We start from the raw sequence: 17,998 nt of genomic DNA, 5'->3' as shown, positions 1-17,998 counted from the left end.
ATGGAAACCTTGACGCTTCTCGCCCAGGGCTTTGCCGTCGCAGCGACGCCCGAAAACCTGATGATCGCGCTGATCGGCTGTTTCCTCGGCACCGTCGTCGGCCTGCTACCCGGCCTGGGCCCGATCAACGGCGTGGCCATCCTGCTGCCGATCGCCTTCGCCATGAAGCTGCCACCGGAGTCGGCGCTGATCCTGCTGTGCGCGGTGTATGCCGGCTGCGAATACGGCGGCCGCATCTCGGCGATCTTGCTCAACGTGCCGGGTGATGCCGGCGCGGTGATGACCACGCTCGACGGCTATCCGCTGGCCAAGAAGGGCCTCGCCGGGCCGGCGCTGTCGATGTCGGCGGTGGCGTCCTTCACCGGCGCCATGGTCGCCACCCTGGGCATCGTCGCCTTCGCGCCGCTGCTCGCCGAATGGGCGATCGCCTTCGGCCCGGCGGAATACTTCGTGCTGATGGTGCTGGCGCTGTCCTGCCTGGGCGGCCTGGTGGGCGATTCCCTGCCCAAGGCGATGATCGCCTGCCTGATCGGCCTGCTGCTATCGACGGTGGGCATCGACTCGAACAGCGGCGTGTATCGCTTCACCTTCGACATGCTGCACCTGGCCGACGGCATTCCCTTCATCGTCATCGTCATCGGCCTGTTCGCCGTCAGCGAGATCCTGCTGATGCTGCAGAGCCTGCATGCCAACCCCGAGCCGATCGCGCTGTCGGGGCGGCTGATGTTCAACCTGAAGGAGTTCATGCTCGCCAAGTGGACGATGCTGCGCTCGGCGGTCGCCGGCTTCTTCATCGGCGTGCTGCCCGGCGCCGGCGCCACCATCGCCTCGGCGATGTGCTACGCCAGCGAGTGCCGCATGGCGGGCAAGGATCACCAGTTCGGCGAGGGCGACATGCGCGGCGTGGCCGCGCCGGAGGCGGCCAACAACGCCTCGGCCAACGGTTCGCTGGTGCCGATGCTGACCCTGGGCGTGCCCGGTTCTGGCACCACCGCGGTGATGATGGGCGCGCTCACGCTGTACAACATCACCCCCGGCCCGACCCTGTTCCAGGACCAGCCGGTGATCGTGTGGGGCCTGATCGCTTCGCTCTTCATCGCCAACGTCATGCTGCTGGTGATGAACATCCCGCTCATCCGCGTGTTCGTCAAGTTCCTGTCGATCCCGGTGTGGTTGCTGGTGCCGGGCGTGGCGGCAATCTCGATGGTCGGCGTGTATGCGGTGCATGGCAACACCTTCGACCTCATCGTCGGCGTGCTGGTCGGTGCGCTGGGCTATGCGCTGCGCGTCATGAACTTCCCGATCGCGCCCTTCATCCTCGGCTTCGTGCTCGGCGACATGATGGAGCAGAACCTGCGCCGCGCGCTGTCGATCAGCAACGGCGAGATCGGCGTGCTGTTCTCCAGCCCGATCGCCATCGGCCTGTGGGTGGCGGCCATCGCCATGCTGGTGGGCCCGCGTGTCGCACGCATGCTCGACAGCCGCCGCGCGGTGGCCCAGGCATGAGTTGAAGACTCACCTCCACGGATTCCGTCCTCTGCGTTGCGACGGAATCCGGCTTGCGGTGGCCCCGTCCCGGGTCGCCGCCTTTGATGGGCGCCTGCGGGCGCCCGTTTTTTTGCGGCAAGGCCCGAGGACTCGACGGCTCACCTTGAACCTCTTCTGCTCGACGGTGAGGTTGAGGTCGCCGGCGTGGCTGAGCGGTGTCTTCCCTACCGATCCCGTTGACTGTGCGTCGCCGCTTGATCGCCATCTCGGGCGTCTTCCGGGAGATCTGCTCGAAGCATCTGCCGGTGATGGCCGAATCGCGACACTTTCGCTGTCCTGCCGCCCTTGCGCACAGCAATAGAGGCGGAACTCTGGCGAGTTCCGCCTCCATCAGGGTAGCTGCGCGCCTGCCAGCGATTCGACTTTACGTGTTTGCCGCGGACTGGGATCCAGGACTGATCACCCGTGGCCGCCCGCCCTGGTCGAGGGCGACGAAGACGAAGCTGGCGTCGGTGACCTTGACCTGTTCCTCGCCGTCGCGCGAGCGGCGCCAGGCCTCGACCTCGATCGTCATCGAGCTGCGGCCGACGCGCACGATCTCGGCGTGGAGGCTGACCTCGTCGCCGATGAACACCGGGCGCAGGAAGGTGATGCGGTCCACCGACACCGTGGCGCAGCGGCTGCGCGCGCGGCGGGTGGCGACGTTGCCGGCGGCGAGGTCCATCTGCGCCATCAGCCAGCCGCCGAAGATGTCGCCGGCGGGGTTGGCGTCGGCGGGCATGGCGATGGTGCGGATTGCGGGTTCGCCGCGCGGCATGGCGGTCGAGTCGTTCATGGTGAGGTTCCGGTGGGGGTGGGGGAAGCGCTGCCCGCGGCTCGCCGGGGGCGGCGGCGTGCCCGCCCCCGGGTGAGCGGCGTCAGCTGACGTGACGGCATTTCGACGCTGGCGTGCGCGTATCCATGTTGCGCCCGCGGTTCAGGTGGTCGTCGATCTCGGCCGCGCAGCCCAGCATGCGGGCGTGCAGGAACAGGGTGAACGCGGCGTCTTCCAGGCGCGCTTCGTCGATGCGGCCCTCGCGCCACGGCTGCCAGGTCAGGCGCAGCAGCAGGGCGGCGATCACCGCGTCGATGTTCACGCAATACACCGTGCGCGACACCCCGGCCTCGTGCAGCGCCTGCACCAGGGCGTGGTAGAAGTCGTGGAACACGTTGGCCTCGCCGCGCGCGGTCATCAGCTCGTGGATGAAGGCTTCGCGCGGATCGATGTTGACCGGCCGGTCCTTGAACACCGGGTGGTTCACGCCCGGGATCTTGCGGATGTCCTCGCTGCCGGTCTGCTTGCGTTCGGCCTTGTAGCGCGCGTAGTCCTCGGCGCAGTGGCGGGCCAGCGCGGCGACGTCGATGCCGTGGGCGGCCGTCGGGTCGTCGAGGCCGCTGTCGCGAAACTGCTCGATCAGGAACTGCACGCCCTCGAAGCCGTTGCCACCGTGGGCGTAGCCGGTGTGGGTGAGGAAGCCGACGACCGCCTTGTTGAGCTGCACACGCTGCGGCGTTTCCGGGCCGTCGGCCGAGACCGCACCCTTGGCGCCCTGGGCGGAGATGGTGCCGGGGCCGTTGCTGAGCAGGATGCCGACCAGGGTCTGGTAGGCGAACAGGTCGGCCAGCCGTGGCACGCGGCCGAGCAGGGCCTGGCAGGCGAGCGCGGTGAGCGAACCGCTACCGAGCATCTCGGCCTCGTCGATGCCGCAGAAGCGGCCGGCCTCGTGCTGCTCGGCCGGGGCCGAGGCGCCGATCAGGGTGCCGACCAGCTGCATCCACCATGGCAGGCTCTCGGCGGTCAGGCGCGAGACGCGCTTGCGCATCAGCGGTCCCCACGCGAGCGTGGTGGTGCTCGCGGCGAGCACGGCATCGGCACTCAGGGGCACGCCGGTGTGCTGCAACAGGCGCACGGGCAACGAGCGCGCGTCGCGTGCCGCCAGCCCGGCGAGCATCGCCTCGGCGCGGGCGTCGGGCGCCGGGGCGCGGACCAGCGCGACCAGATCGGCGTCGTCGGCGAGGGTGCGGCAGTCGAAGTCCTCGTCGAGCGCGTCGCGCAGGCCGGCGGCATGCAGGCGCTCGATCAGCGCTGCGACGATCGTGCGTGCGCGCTCGGCGCGGCGTGGGCCGACGATCGCCATTGCGGCGGCGAGCACGGCGTTGGGCGCATTGCCGGCGGCGCGCGCGGCCTCGGCGGCGGCGAGTGCGGGGTCGCCATGGAGGTTGAGGTGGGCGCCGACCGCCACCGCGATCAGCTTGCGGTCGTTGTCGCCACCGGCCTCGCGCAGCAGCGCCAGGCCGAGGTTGGCCTCGAGCGGCCGGCGGGCGGCCTCGAGCACGCTCACCCCGTGCAGGCTGGAGACCTGGGTCGCGGGGTCCATCTGCGAGGCGCCCGAGGCGTCCTTCATCGTTTCGCGCGGGAACACCGCGCCGACCTGTTCGGCCAGTCGGGCGATCTGGCTGCGGTAGGGCTCGATCGCCGGCACCACCGGCAGGTCGAGCTGCGGTGGCAGCGCGATGCCGAGATTGGCGCCGAACCAGGGCTTGAGCTCCATCGTGCCTTCCGGCTCGAAATCCGGCAGGGTGGCGTTGGCACGCATCACCGCGGTGAGCGCGGCGGGAATGTGGGCGATGTTGGTGACCACCGCGCCCTTCGCCGAGAACACCGGGTTATCGGGTGTGTACAGGCCATCGACACCGAACTTGTCCATGAACCAGCGTTCCTTGGCGGCGGCATCGTCCTCGCCGCCGGCCATCGCGCCGGCGTGGCCGACCGCACGGGTCAGCCGCGACTTCCAGCGCCCGACCACGCAGGCCACCACCGGCTTGGTGAACTCGGCGTCGCGCTCGTAGTAGCCGCCGGGCTCGCAATACAGCACCGCAGCCTTGCTGCGCGCGTCGTTGGCGAGGGCGAAGGCGAACTCCGGCGCGGCGTAATGGATGTAGACGTCCTTGCCGCTGGAGACCAGCGTGGTCGTGCCCCAGCCCGCCATGCGCAGGTACTGGGCGATGGTGGTGGTGAAGCCGCCCGAGTTCGACAGTACCGCGATCGAGCCGCGGCGCAGCGTGTCGGACGGGTTGTCGCCACCGAGGGCGCCGCCGATGCGCACCTGGTTCCACGAGTCGGCCACGCCCAGGCAGTTGGCGCCGAAGATGTCGATGCCGTGCTGCTGGCCCATGGCGCGGATCTCGCGTGCGTCATGCACCGAGATCTTCTCGGTGATGATGAAGACCTTCTTCAGCTCCGGATTCACCCGGATCAGCTCGGCCACGCCGTCGCGCGCCGCCGACGGCGGCAGATAGACCACGCCGCAATTGAAGCGGTGGCCATCGTCCAGCCCCTCGCGCACGCTGTTGTACACCGGGACGTTGCCGAGGGGGGTCTCCAGCACCTGGCCGCGGCGGCCCGGCGAGGTGCCGAACACCACGTTGCCGCCCGACCACGCATGGCCGACCGGCGTGACCTCGCTGGATTCGCCGCCGAGGATGTTGAGCACGCACACGCGGTCGTGCCGGGTCGCGATGTGGGCCAGCGAACTGATCCCCACGTAATACTTGAAATCACCAACGCCTTGTTGGTACATGGCTGTCTCCTTGGAATCGGGGTGTCGGGGCTCAGGCGGCCGTGGCCGCGGGGGCGAGCCCCAGGCGCGCGGCGACGGCGTCGCGGCCGCCGGCCTTCATCCATTCATTGGCTTCGCGGGCGTAGTCGACCACCTCGCTCATCGCCGAATCGAAGCCGAACAGGCGGTAGGGCAGGCCGAGCGCCTCGCAGGTGTCGCGCAGCACGCCCATGCCGCGCACCAGGTTCGGTCCGCCGCGGCCGGCGACGACGTAGAGCGGCGTCGGGCCATGGCTGCCGAAGTGCTCGCGCAGCGCGTCGGCCATGGCGCGGAAGGTCTCGTGGATGTCGGTGTTGTTGGACTTGCCGCCGATGATGAAGAGCACGTTGGCCTGACGCAGCCAGTGCTTGAAGCAGATCGACGCCACCGATTTCATCTTCTCGTAGGGCGGGTTGCCGCCGAAGTCGGACGAGATGATGGCGTCGTCGCCGAGCATCTCGGTGACCAGCGAGTTGGCGCCGCCGCCGAAGGTGGGGGCGAGGATGGTGCCGCCGGCGTTGATCACGTAGACGTCGCTCTGGCCCTGGTGGGTGCGCAGCTGGTTGATCTCCTGCTCGAAGTCGGAATAGTCCACTGCGAACAGGTGGGCGGGCAGGTTGAGCCGGTGCCAGCGCGGATCGTCGCGGTCGAAGCCGCACTTGAAGTCGCAGGCCACCGGGGTGAGCCGGCCGCGGCGGTCGGGGCGCATGCGGATCGGGTTGAGCTCGAGGGTGGTCATGCCGAAGTCGTGGTACAGCTCCCACAGCCGCGGCAGGTGCTGCACCAGCGGCGAGATGATCTGCTTGGGCGCGCCGATGTCGGCGAGCGCGTTGGCGACGACGAAGGCCTTCAGGCCGGTGAGCGGGTCGAAGGGCACGCGCGCGACCTGCGACTTGTCGAGTTCCTCGATGTCGACGCCGCCGCGGTGGGTCAGGGTCATGGTCGGAGCGCGGAACTCGGTCGAGTCGGTGATCGAGAAATAGACCTCGTGCTCGGCCGGCACCGCGCCTTCGAAGGTGACGCCGTTGGCCTTCGCCACCTGGTGGCCGTGGCGGTGCTCGACGAAGTACAGGCGCTCCTTCTCGGCCAGCGCGGTGCGCAGGTCCTTGGCACGCCCGATGAGGCCGGCCTTGCCCTTCTTGCCGACACCGCCCTTGAACAGCGGCTTGACGAAGACCGAGCCGTGACGCTCGATGAGCGCCTTGATCTGCTCCTCGCTGGCGTCCGGGCCCAGGACTTCCGCGCTGGGGAAGTCGGCGAACTGCAGCAGGCGGGCGCCGTACAGCATTCCCGTGATGTTCATGTCGGGTTCTCCCGTGTGCGGTTGTCGAGGGTCAGAAGCGGTGGCGCATGCCGGCCATCATCACCCGGTGGTTGTCGCCGGCCTCCGGCGTGATGTTGCCTATTGCATAGTTGGCACCGCTCTCGTTGGAGAGCTGCGAGTAGCCGGCGTAGAGCGTGGTGCGCTTGGAGAGGGCGTGCAGGTAGTAGGCCGACCAGCCGCTGGCGTCCTCGCCGGCAGCGCCGTCCGATTCGTCGCGGTCGGCGTAGCTGAGCGCGACCGTGTTCGCCGGGTTCACACGGATCTCCGCGCTCACGGCCCAGGTGCGGGCCTTGCCGTTGCCGACGGTGCCGCTCTCCTTGTCCTGCGACCAGGCGAAGTACGGCTTCACGATGCCGAAGTCGTAAGCCAGGCCGACGCCGCTGGTGCGCACCTTGCCGCCGCTGGCGTCGCGCTGCACGCTCTGCGTGGTGAGCGCGCCGGAGAAGGCGCCGTTGCCGTAGAGCAGGCTGAGGCCGTGGCCGTCGCCTTCCTTGCGCGCGGTGGACGTGGTGGCGACCTTCTCGCCCAGCCAGTAGCCGGCATCGAGCTCGAAGCCGGCAAGCTTGGGCGAGCGGTACTTCACCATGTTGTCGAAGCGCACCTCGTAGGCCGGCTTTACGGCGCCGGTCTTGCGCAGCAGCAGGCCGGCGCTGCGATCGGCGTTGCCGGTGGCGTCGAAGGGGTCGAGGGCGACGAAGGCGGGCGAATACTGGCGGCCCAGGGTCAGGCGGCCGAGGCTGCTCTCGAGGCCGACCAAGGACTGGCGGCCGAACAGGCGTCCGCCCTGCTCGGCGAGGCCGGTCGAGGGGTCGAAGCCGCTCTCGAGCACGAACACGGCCTTGATGCCGTTGCCGAGGTCCTCGTTGCCACGAAAGCCGAGGCGCGAGCCGTTGAGCTCGCCGTGGTGGACGCCCTCGTAGCGCTGGTCGCCCGATCGCTCATGGCTGAGGTTGAGGTCGATGAGGCCGTAGATGGTGACGTTGGACTGGGCGAGCGCGAGCGACGGGGTGGCGACGGCGGCGGCCAGCAGGACCGACTTGGAAAGGCGTTGCATGGAAGTCTCCTCGATCTTGTGAGTGGGCGCGCCAGACACGTTGGCGCGGCCCGCATTGCAGCGCCGTCGCCTTTCGATCGCCTTTCACTGCTGCCGGTCCGTGAGGAGGATGGACCGATGACTGCGCCCGTTGCAGGGCTGTCGTCGACAATTCAGGGTGCCGGGGCGGCCCCGAGCGGCAGCTCCACTTCCACGCACAGGCCGTGCCCGCCCTCGCCGACGCGCAGCGTGATGCGGCCATCGTGGGCGAGCGCGATCTCGCGCACGATGGCCAGCCCTAGGCCGCTGCCGTCGCTGTCGCCCTGGCCGAGGATGCGGTAGAAGCGCTGGAACACGCGTTCGCGCTCGGCCTCGGGAATGCCCGGCCCCTGGTCGCATACGCTCACCACTGCCTCGCCGTCGAAGGCGGCGACAGCGACGGTGACCGCCGAGTCGGGCGGGCTGTAGCGGATCGCGTTGTCGACCAGGTTGGAGACCATCTCGCGCAGCATTGGCGCGTTGCCCTCGATCATCAGCGCGTGGCCGATGCCTTCGTAGGCGAGGTCGATGCTGCGCTTGAGGGCGAGCGGGGCGAGCTCCATCGCTACGTCCTTGACCAGGCCGGCGAGGTCGAGCGGCGCGCGCTCGTCGATGAGGCCGTTGGCCGCCTCGGCGCGCGACAGGGTGAGCATCTGGTTGGCCAGCCTGCGCGCGGCGCGGGTGCTGCGCAACAGACTGGCGAAGGTGTTGAGCATCTCTTCCGGGTCGGTCTGGCGCAGGCCGTACTCGGCCTGGGTGGTGAGGACCGCGAGCGGGGTGCGGATCTGGTGCGCGGCGTCGGCAAGGAAGCGTCGGCGTGCGGCCAGCATGGCCGACAGGCGCTGCATGTGGTGGTTGATGGCGTCGATCAGAGGCGCGACCTCGCTCGGCACGCCGTCGGCCCGCACCGGGGTGAGGTCTTCCTCGTCGCGGTTGCGGATGTGGTCGCGCAGCGCCACCAGCGGGCGAAACGCCGTGCCGAGGGCGAGCAGCACCAGCACCGCCCCGACGGCGACCAGGGCCGACTGGCGTTGCAGGCTGGCGATGAACAGTTCGCGGGCGAGGGTCTCGCGCGCGCCGGTGGTTTCGGCAAACACGATCAGTACGGCGTCGCCGCCTTCCAGCGCGGGGTCGTACAGGCGCTTGTACATGGCGGCCATGCGCACCGTCTCGCCGCGGTAGGCGAGATCGAAGATCCTTACCATGCCCTCGCCGGCGGGCAGCGTGGGCGGGCGTAGATCGGCATAGCCGGTGACGAGCACGCCCGCGGCGTCGAACACGGCGTGGAAGATACGCTCGGCGGCGCTGTCCTCGAAGCCTTCGAAGGCAGCGTAAGGAATGTCGACCTGGATCTCGCCCTCGAGCGAGTGGGTGCGCTCGCCGATCGCTCGCACCGAGGCGGTCAGCGTGCGGTCGTAGGCTTGGTTGACTGCGTCGAGTGCGCCGCGGTAGCTCAACCAGGCACTGACGATCAGCATGAGCCCGAGCGGGGGCAGCAGCCAGCCGAGGACGCGACGGCGCAGGCTACCACCGTGGCGGCGCGCCGCGGCCGGTTCGACGGCTGCGGCCGCAGCCTCGCCGTCACCCTGGGCGGCGGCGCCATCCGCGCGTCCGCCCTGCTCGGCCCTGGGGGCTGCGCGCATATCAGGGCGCCGGCCGTTCGGCGAGCAGGTAGCCGAGCCCGCGCAAGGTGTTGATGACGACGTCGGCGCCTTCGAGCTTCTTGCGCAGGCGCGAGACGTAGATCTCGATGGCCTCCACGCGGGCGTCGGCGTCGAACTCGAATACCTTCTGGAACAGGGCCTCGCGCGCCACCGGGCGGCCGACGCGCGAAAGCAGCACCTCGAGCACCGCCAGCTCGCGCGGCGTCAGCGCCAGCATCTGGCCGTCCACCGTCGCCATGCGGTTGGTGGTGTCGAACTCGAGCCGGCCCAGGCGCACCCGCGGCACCTGGTTGCCAGCGCGGCGCAGCAGGGCCTTGATGCGGGCCTCGAGCTCGGCGAGTTCGAAGGGTTTCGTCAGATAATCGTCGGCACCGAGATTGAGGCCTTCGACGCGTTCTTCGGTGCTGCCGCGGGCAGTCAGCACCAGCACCGGGGTGGGAGTGCTGCCTTCGGCACGGCTCTCGCGGGTGCGCAGCCGGCGCAGCACGTCCAGGCCGTCGAGACCCGGCAGGGAGAGGTCCAGGATCACCACGTCGTAGCGCTCGCTGCGCAGGGCCTGGTCGGCATGGTCGCCACGCCCAAGCACCTCGAGCACGAAGCCGCTCTGGCGCAGCGAGCGCGCGACCCACTCGGCGAGTTCGGCGTGGTCTTCGACCAGCAGCAGGCGCATTGGCGTTCCGGTGAAAGTGAATCGAAAGGCGTGTCGGCGATTATCGGGGCAAAGGCGGATGGCGTCCAAGCCGCCGACTTGCAGGGAGATCGGGATATGAGAACAGTGCGGATGAGGACCGGCGACGGCGCCGTGATGGCGATGGTCCGAGCTTGCCGTGGGGCGTTGTGCGGGCTGCGCGTGGCGGTTTTCGGGCTGGCCATGCTGTGTGCGGGCAGCGCCCTCGCCCGGCAGGCGCCCGATGCGCGCGAGGCGGCGGTGCGTGAAGGCGTGGTGGTCGTGTATGCGGCGGCTGACCAGGATGTGGTGCAACCCATCCTCGACGACTTCGAGGCCTTGCACCCAGGGATCCGCGTCGAATACCACGACCTGAGCTCGAACGAGCTCTACCAGCGGGTGGTGGATGAGCGTGCAGCCGGTACGCTAGGTGCAGACGTGGTGTGGAGTTCGGCCATGGACCTGCAGGTGAAGCTGGTCAACGATGGCTATGCCCAGCCCCACCGCTCGCCCGAGACCGCCGCGCTGCCGCGCTGGGCGGTATGGAAGGACGAGGCTTTCGGCACTACCTATGAGCCGGCGGCGATCGTCTACAACAAGCGCCTGCTGACTGAGGCCGAGGTACCTGACACCCATGCCGAGCTGATCCGTCTGCTCGGGGAGCAGCCTTCACGACTGCTTGGGCGCTTGGCCAGCTATGATCCCGAGCGCTCCGGCCTGGGCCTGCTGCTGCATACCCAGGATGCACAAGCCAACCCGATCGTGTTCTGGCAGCTGGCGCGCCGGATGGGCGAGCTGGGGCTGGAGCAGCACAGCTCGAGCCGCGACATGCTCGACCGTCTCGCCGCAGGCCAGCTGGTGCTGGCCTACAACGTGCTCGGTTCCTATGCGCACAAGCGCGCACGCAGCGAGGCGGTGCTCGGCGTGGTGTGGCCGCAGGACTATACCCTGGTGCTGAGCCGGGTTGCCTTCATCGCCCGCGATGCCCGCCATCCGGCCGCGGCGCGGCTGTGGCTGGACCACTTGCTGTCGCCGCGCGGACAGGCTTTGCTCGCCGAGCACCTCGGCCTGCTGCCGGTACGTGCCGATGCCGGCACGGCGGGTGCCGACAGTGCGGCTGCCCTGCTGCATGAGAACCTGCGCCATGCTTTCCGCCCGATCCGCATCGGCTCGGGACTGCTCACCTACCAGGACCAGGCCAAGCGCCAGGCCTTCCTGCGCCAATGGGACGCTGCCACACGGCCGTCCGTCGAACCCTAGATGTCGTCCTCAACACAGAAGAACAGCGGCGCTTCGTGGCGCTATGTCCTGGCCACGCTTGTGCTCGCGGCCGTCGCCGGCTGGCTGGCCGAGCGCTTCCACCTGCCGCTGCCGTGGATGATCGGTCCGCTGTTTGCCGTCGCCGCCGTGCGCATGGCCGACATCGAGCTGCGCCCGCTGCCCGGTGGTCGGCAGAGCGGGCAATGGGCGATCGGTGCCGCACTCGGCCTGTACTTCAGTCCCGAGGTCGTGGCGCAGCTGAGCCTGCATGCAGCGCTGGTGGTGGCTGCAGCAGTCGGTTCGCTGGTGCTCGGTGTCCTTTGTGCGCTGATCATGCGTCGCCTGGGTGGCGTCGATACGCCAACCGCCTTCTTCGCGGCGCTACCCGGCGGTGCCTCCGAGATGGCCAATCTCGCTGACCGCTACGGCGGCGCGGTGGATCGCATTGCCGCGGCACATGCTATTCGAGTAATGATGGTGGTGTCGCTACTACCCTTCGCGCTCACCTTTGGTGGAGTGCACGGCAGTGATCTCTACGTGCCGCTCGCCCAGGCCGTGGATGCCCGGCATTTCCCGCAGCTGGTGGTGGCGAGCCTGCTTGGCGTGGCGATGTTCAAGCTGTTGCGCATTGCCAACGCCTGGGTGCTTGGTCCGCTGCTCGGCGTGGCAGTGGCAACGCTCGCTGGGGTCCCGCTCTCCGCCCTGCCCGTCTGGGTGGTCAATGGCGGACAGCTGCTGATCGGTTGCGCGCTGGGCTGCCGCTTCTCGCGTGCGTTCTTTCGTGCTGCGCCACGCTTCATGGCGGTGGCTGGGCTGACTGCGGTAATGTCGATCGTGTTTGCCGGCGCTTTCGCCGCTTTGCTCGCACTGGCTTCGGGGGTGCCGCTGCCGACCTTGATACTGGCGACTGCGCCGGGCGGGGTATCGGAGATGTGCATCACTGCCAAGGTGCTGCAGCTCGGCGTGCCGCTGGTCACCGTCTGCCACGTGCTGCGCGTGGTGGTGCTGACCGTGGGTGCGCAGTGGAGCTTCGGGGCGTTCCGGCGGATGGTGGAGACCTGAGCAAGGCAGTCGACCTGGGCCGGGCTGGATCAAGCTGTGGTGTCAGCGCACAGGACGACTGCATGCCGGCCCGACTGCTTGGCGGCATACATGGCCATGTCGGCGCGACGGCGCAGGCTGTCGAGATCGGTGCCGTGGTCGGGACAGATGGCGACCCCGACGCTGCAGGACATGGGCAGCGCACCGGCGCTGGTATGCACGGGCTGCGAAATTGCGGCGAGCAGCTTGTTGCCGACCTGAAGCGCATCGCCAGCGTCGAGGATGCTGGTGAGCAGCACGATGAACTCGTCGCCGCCGTAGCGCGCCACGGTGTCGCAGGAGCGCAACTGCGTGCTCATGCGGTCGCTGGTGGCGCACAGGACCTGGTCGCCAGCTTCATGGCCGTAGCGGTCGTTGATGTCCTTGAAGTGGTCGAGATCGATCAGGATCACGGCGAAGCGTGTGCCATGGCGTTGCCAGCCGTGGAGGGCGCTGGCGAAGCGGTCAGCGAGCAGGTAGCGGTTGGGGAGTCCGGTGAGCACGTCGTGCGTCGCGAGGTAGGCGGAATGTGCGTGCTCGATGCCTGCCTGCTTCAGCGCGCGATAGTGGCGCAGCAGCAGCGAGGAGGCTGCGAGCGCGGCGACCAGCAGCAGGGTAAGGATGGCGACCGTCTGGGGAGTAAGTACATCCTGCAAGTGGGGTTGCCGGGTGAACTGGAGGCCGATCGTCTGGCCTGCCGTCTCGATCCGTTCATGATGTTCCAGCATGGCGAGCAGGCGGCGGTCCAGTGCCGTTCCGGCATCCATTTCCTGCCGCAGCAGAGTGTCTTCCATACCCTCACTGCCGATCAGCACGGCCTGGATACCGAGCTGTCTGCCCAGTGCCGCGCGCTCGTCGGAAGGCAGGAGGGCGGCGCTCTTGATCACCAGCATGGATGCCATCGTGCTGCCGAAGAAGTTGGGGGCGCCTGTGCGGCGGTCGTCCGTGCTGCGTTCGACGACCTGAAGCAGGATGTAGCCGGTGTCGCCCTCATAGAAGTCGAACATCGGTGAAGCCACTGCATGCCCTTTGACGTGCGCGCGGGCGAGCGTGCTGGCGAGGTGGTCCACCGTCTCAAGGCGCAAGCCGAAAATAGGCAGTGTGTCGGGCAGTGGCGGATGGATGAACAGGATCGGCCAGTAGTCCGCCCCGGGCGGCAGCGTGGCCGGCGTACGACCCGTCAGCTCGGCGAAGGTCTTCAGGGCGAATTCGCCACGCCAGTTGCGGCGCAGGCCTTCGGCCAGCCTGGGGGTGTCGTGCGGTGGGATCCTGCGTGCGATCTCGACCTGGTAGATGTGGTCGTGGGCGGCGGTGACAGCGGCCGCATAGCGTTCGGTCGCAGCGTAGTCGTCGCGGTCCACCGCGAGCAGGAAGGCCGATAGCCCTGACAGAACGGCCTCATTGGCGTGAAGCCTGTGCTGGACGCCGTTAGCCAAGGTGCCCGCGGCCTGGTGGAACTGGCGCTCCACGCGCTGCAGCTCGGTCATGATCAGCAGCGAGCCGGCGACTGCGAGCAGTGTCAGCCATGCGAGCAACAGCAGGATGAGTTTTGATCGTCGGGGTCGATGCGGCATGGCGGCTCCTGTCCGTGCAGTATCGACAGATGGATGCGCCGTGTAAATTTGACCAAAGTCGTAGAGCGCTTGGACGCTTGCCAGCCTTCGACGGGATGAGCGCTCACAGGCGCTAATCCGTGGCGGCCCGCAGGCGATCGAGGCGCAGGCGCTGGCGTTCGTCGAACAGGCGGCGCGCGGGTTTTCAATCGGTGTTCGTCGTGCTTTGGCTAGGTGCCGAGGGCGCGTGTGCGCGAGAATGCATAGCCTCAATCCGCGTGCGCGATGATGCGGAATCTTTCTTCCGCGCAGCGCTCTGATCTGCCAAGACGCGACGCAGGCGCATACTGCGCATTCACTTCAGGACAAGTTCATGCACAAGGATCCTCGTTTCTCCGGTGTATTCCTCAATGTTGGCGGTGGCAGTGCCACGCCGCCATCGCTGTGGCAGAAGATCGTCGGCGGTGTGGCGGCGCTCGGGGTGTTCGTGCTGGCGCTGACCTTCTCGGTGGCCTTGTTCGCCGTGGTGATCACCGTTGGCGTGGTCGTATGGGCTTACTTCTGGTGGAAGACGCGCGCGCTGCGCAAGGCCATGCGTGAGCAGATGGATGCGCGCATGGCCGAGGCCGGCATGCGTGCGGGCGAGTCCGGCGGGGCGCAGGCCGCGCGTGGCCTGATCATCGAGGGCGAGGTGATTCGCGAGGTCAAGATCGAGGACGGCGCGGGCCAGGACGAGCGCGGACGCTGAGCAGGCCGCCCGCCCTCACTTCAACTCGCCGCCGCCGCCGGCCCGCGGTGCCTCGATGGTCTGCAGCCGCGCTTCCTTGCCGTCGATGCTGCGGATATGCACATCCATCTGATTGAAGGCGATTTCGATGCCGTGCTCCTTGAACAGGCGGTCGATCTCGCGGTTGATCTCGTCGATGGCGGCGTTGCGGTCGCCCAGCTCGCGTACATGCACGCGCAGTTCATGGTCGAGCGTGCTGGGGCCGAAGCTGAGGAAGAACACCAGCGGCTTGGGCTCCTTTAGTACGCGCGTGTTGTCCTCGGCGATCCGTAGCAGCAGCTTGCGGGTGAGCTCGAGGTCCGAGCCGTAGGCCACGCCCACCTTGACCGTGATGCGGGTGACGGTGTCGGTCAGTGACCAGTTGGTGAGCTGGCCGGTGATGAAGGCCTTGTTGGGGACGATCATTTCCTTGCGGTCGAAGTCGGTGATCGTGGTGGCGCGGATCTGGATGCGGGTGACCGTGCCCGACACGTTGCCGATGGTGACCGTGTCGCCGATGCGCACCGGGCGCTCGAACAGGATGATGAGGCCGGATACGAAGTTGGCGAAGATCTCCTGCAGGCCGAAGCCCAGACCCACCGACAGCGCCGCCACCAGCCACTGCAGCTTGTCCCAGCTCACCCCCAGCGAGCCGAGCGTGGCGACGATGCCCACCGCCATGATCACGTAGGACAGCAGTGTGGTAGTCGCGTAGGCGCTGCCTTGCGCCAGCTGCAGCCGTGACAGCACCAGCACCTCGAGCAGGCCAGGCAGGTTGCGCGCGAGCAGGAAGGCGATGCTGCCGATGACCAGCGCGGCGATGAGGTCGCGCAGGCTGATCGGGGTGACGCTTGCGGTGTCGCCGCTGCCGCTGGCGTATTCGTACAGGGTGATGTTGTCGAGGTAGGCGAACACCGTGATGAGGTCCGCCCATACCCAGTACAGGCTCAGTAGCAGCCCGGCGAGCAGGCCCAGATGCAGCAGGCGCAGCGATTGCTGGCTGATGCGATCGATGTCGAAGCGAGGTGGCTCGATGCCGTCGTCGGTGTCGGCGCCGGGCAGGCCTTCGCGCTCGGCGGCTTCGCGGCGCGCGACCGCCTGCTGGTGGTCGAGGCGGCGGGCGGCGACGCCGAGGGCGCGGATCACGGTGGCTTCGACCAGGCGCCAGAGGATGAGCACGAACAGGGTGTCGATCAGCCGCCCGGTGAGCTTGAGCGCGGTGTAGTAGTAGCCCATGAGCAGGGCCGCGATGAGGGCGAGCGGCATCAGTCCGAGGGCGACGCCGATGGTGACGCGCAGGGGCGAGGGCCGGTCCTGTTGCGAGCGGTGGATCAGCAGGCGCGCCATCAGCCAGGCCATGGTGGCGTAGCCGGCGAGCAGGATCAGGATGCCGAGCACGTCGTTGGCGAGCGCCTCGGGCTGGCGTTCGGCCATGGCGACCACCGCCACCACCGCGAGCACGACCAGGCCGAGGTGGCGCATGTGGCGGTGCAGCTCGCGCACGCGCTCGAGCGGCCAGCGGAAGTGGCGCTCGGCGACGCCAGCGGGCGCGAGCACGCGATACGCGGTGTAGAACACCAGCCAGGCCTGGGCCATCTGCAGCAGGGCGGCGCCCAGGCTGGCGTTCTGGCCGCGGGCGTCCATCTGCAGGGCGAGCCCGGCGAGGGCGAGCAGCAGGCTCACCGGCAGTGCGAGCAGGATGTTGAACAGGATCGCGAGCGGCGTGTGCAGCTGGCTGTCGCGGCGCACGTAGCCGATGTCTGCATGCAGACCGTCCAGCCGGGCGCGCAGCCAGCGCCGCCGCGACAACAGCCACAGGGTCAGCAGCAGCACCGGCAGGAACAGCAGCGGACGAGCCTTGAGACCTGCCCACAGTTCCGTGCTCGCCGACTGCCACGGGATGGCGGCCAGCTGCGCCTGCAGCGCGGCAGGAACGGCCATGACCCAGGCGGCATCGAGCGGGCGGTTGCTGGGGATCCAGAACATCTGCTCGTCCAGCGTGCTGCGCAGGCGGTCTGCCGTGGCCTGCAGCTGCCGTTCGCTGAGCTGCAGTGTGATCGATTCGTTGAGGACGGCGCTGAGTTCGCGGTTGAGCCGTTCGAGTAGCTCCGCGCGTGCCGTCAGCAGCCCGAGCAGCTGGCTGCGCATGGTCTCGTCGGCCTGCTCAGGCGGCAGTTCGGCGAGTAGGCGTTCGGCATGGGCGGCGGGGGTGCCGAGCTGTTCGCGTTGCTTGCTGACCTCGAACTGGTAGAGGCGGATGTCGGCGATCTGCTCGGCGAGCTGCTTGTCCACGCGCGGCTGCGGTAGCGCGCGCTTCTGCTCGAGCAGGATGCGCGACAGCAGCAGGCTGCCCTGCAGTACGTTGATCTGCTCGTCGATGATGGTGCCGGCGCGGTTGAGGCTGTCGAGCTGCTGGCGGGTTGCCAGATTGCGCTGGGTGAGCGTGTTGAGGTGCTCGGTGGCACGCAGCAGGTATTCGGACACGCGCTGGTTGGCAGCGATCTCGCGCGCGATCAGGCCGCCGGTGTCGGGTGTCTGGGCCTGCTCGCGCCTGAGCGCCTCCACGGTTTCCACTGCGTCGGCGCTGCGCCGTGCGTTGATCGCGGATTGCAGTGCGTGGGTCTCGGCGCCGAGGCGGCGAAGGTGCTCGGCAGCGAGCTCACGCCGTGCCTGGCCGAGGTCCTGCAGTACGCTGCTACCCGAGAGTTCGAGCTGGCGCAGGCGGTTTTGTGCGTCGAGCGCATGCCATTCGGCCGCGAGCGCGTCGCGCCGCTCGGTGGTCAGCGAGCGGGCCTCGCGGCCCGGGCCCGGCTCGCGGTTGGCGGACAGGGCGGCCTCGATGGCGGTCATGCGTGTCTGGTTGGTGCTGATCTCGGTCTGGGCGCGCTCCGGGCCAGTGCGGGCACTCAGCAAGAGTGCGTCGGCCTCATCGAGACTGCGCTGCCATTGGCTGAGTTCGGCATTGCGCTCGGCCAGGCGTTGTTCGAGCACGCCGGCGGACAGCTCCGGGCCGAGGGCTGCAGCCTGGTCAGGCTCCGCCTTGGCCTGCAACGCATCCAGTTGAGTCCGTGCAGTGGAAATCTGCCGGGGGGCTGCGGCCAGGCGCTCGTTCAGCGTGCTGAGCTGCTGGCGGTAATCCTCCGCGGCGGCGAGCCGCGACAAGGCCTGGTCCAGGGCTTGCTGAGCCGCCTGGCGCTCGGATTCGGGCAGCTGGCGCTCCGCCAGTGCAGCGGCGCGAGCCTGCAATTCCTTGGCCGCCGGCGGCAGGGGCGGTTCTGCCGCTGCCCGCAATACGAGCAGCGGCAGGAGCAGGAGGACGAGAAGGCGGACCAGGTGCGGGAACGAGGGCATGCGCGTGAGGAGCGATCTGGGCAAGACCGGAGTGTACCCTGCTGCGTGGCGAGCGCAGTGTTCCTCCAGCATGGGTGGGTGTGGGTCGGCGCGACGGCAGCGCCCCGGAACTCTTTCCGATCGTGACCCCACTCA

12 protein-coding genes are annotated in these 17,998 nt (G+C 68.6%); 4 read left to right on the top strand and 8 right to left on the bottom strand.

Features of this window, described 5'->3' with window-relative positions; translation table 11 throughout:
* Positions 1-1,506, top strand: coding sequence for a tripartite tricarboxylate transporter permease (locus P7F68_RS11110; protein WP_277833134.1), 1,506 nt, complete (start codon positions 1-3; stop codon positions 1,504-1,506).
* Positions 1,507-1,912: 406 nt separating this feature from the next.
* Here the strand turns inward: P7F68_RS11110 and P7F68_RS11105 are convergent, their stop codons facing one another.
* The 6 genes from P7F68_RS11105 to P7F68_RS11080 all read right to left on the bottom strand — a co-directional run bounded on the left by P7F68_RS11105 (position 1,913) and on the right by P7F68_RS11080 (position 9,856).
* A complete protein-coding gene (locus P7F68_RS11105) occupies positions 1,913-2,323 on the bottom strand; it encodes an acyl-CoA thioesterase (protein WP_277833133.1) in 411 nt (136 codons plus the stop codon).
* 82 nt (positions 2,324-2,405) lie between these two features.
* Complete coding sequence (locus P7F68_RS11100) at positions 2,406-5,108, bottom strand: CoA-binding protein (RefSeq protein WP_277833131.1); 2,703 nt, start codon at positions 5,106-5,108, stop codon at positions 2,406-2,408.
* 31 nt (positions 5,109-5,139) lie between these two features.
* Positions 5,140-6,429, bottom strand: coding sequence for an ATP citrate lyase citrate-binding domain-containing protein (locus P7F68_RS11095; protein ID WP_277833129.1), 1,290 nt, complete (start codon positions 6,427-6,429; stop codon positions 5,140-5,142).
* Positions 6,430-6,460: 31 nt separating this feature from the next.
* On the bottom strand, positions 6,461-7,504 hold the full coding sequence (locus P7F68_RS11090) for a porin (RefSeq protein ID WP_277833128.1): 1,044 nt from the start codon (positions 7,502-7,504) through the stop codon (positions 6,461-6,463).
* A gap of 152 nt (positions 7,505-7,656) precedes the next feature.
* Positions 7,657-9,165: a sensor histidine kinase gene (locus tag P7F68_RS11085; RefSeq protein ID WP_277833126.1), complete on the bottom strand. Its 1,509-nt coding sequence runs from the start codon at positions 9,163-9,165 to the stop codon at positions 7,657-7,659.
* 1 nt (position 9,166) lies between these two features.
* Complete coding sequence (locus tag P7F68_RS11080; protein ID WP_002926268.1) at positions 9,167-9,856, bottom strand: response regulator; 690 nt, start codon at positions 9,854-9,856, stop codon at positions 9,167-9,169.
* 111 nt (positions 9,857-9,967) lie between these two features.
* Between P7F68_RS11080 and P7F68_RS11075 the strand changes: the two genes are divergently transcribed.
* Both P7F68_RS11075 and P7F68_RS11070 read left to right on the top strand, forming a co-directional pair.
* Positions 9,968-11,113, top strand: coding sequence for an ABC transporter substrate-binding protein (locus P7F68_RS11075; RefSeq protein WP_277833125.1), 1,146 nt, complete (start codon positions 9,968-9,970; stop codon positions 11,111-11,113).
* Positions 11,114-12,175 (top strand): AbrB family transcriptional regulator, encoded by a 1,062-nt coding sequence (locus P7F68_RS11070; protein ID WP_277833123.1) that lies wholly within the window; start codon positions 11,114-11,116, stop codon positions 12,173-12,175.
* 29 nt (positions 12,176-12,204) lie between these two features.
* Here P7F68_RS11070 and P7F68_RS11065 read toward each other — a convergent pair whose 3' ends face one another.
* Positions 12,205-13,767, bottom strand: a complete 1,563-nt coding sequence (locus P7F68_RS11065; protein ID WP_277833122.1) for a sensor domain-containing diguanylate cyclase — start codon at positions 13,765-13,767, stop codon at positions 12,205-12,207.
* A gap of 352 nt (positions 13,768-14,119) precedes the next feature.
* Here P7F68_RS11065 and P7F68_RS11060 point away from each other — a divergent pair, with 352 nt between their 5' ends.
* On the top strand, positions 14,120-14,494 hold the full coding sequence (locus P7F68_RS11060; RefSeq protein ID WP_002926263.1) for a hypothetical protein: 375 nt from the start codon (positions 14,120-14,122) through the stop codon (positions 14,492-14,494).
* A 15-nt stretch (positions 14,495-14,509) separates the two neighbouring features.
* Here P7F68_RS11060 and mscK read toward each other — a convergent pair whose 3' ends face one another.
* Entirely contained in the window at positions 14,510-17,863 is a 3,354-nt protein-coding gene (mscK, locus tag P7F68_RS11055; protein ID WP_338405590.1) for a mechanosensitive channel MscK, read from the bottom strand.
* Between the last annotated feature and the right edge of the window lie 135 nt (positions 17,864-17,998).

This window comes from Thauera mechernichensis (genome assembly GCF_029588855.1).
Classification (GTDB): domain Bacteria; phylum Pseudomonadota; class Gammaproteobacteria; order Burkholderiales; family Rhodocyclaceae; genus Thauera; species Thauera mechernichensis.
This window is presented reverse-complemented; position numbering and strand designations above follow the sequence as displayed.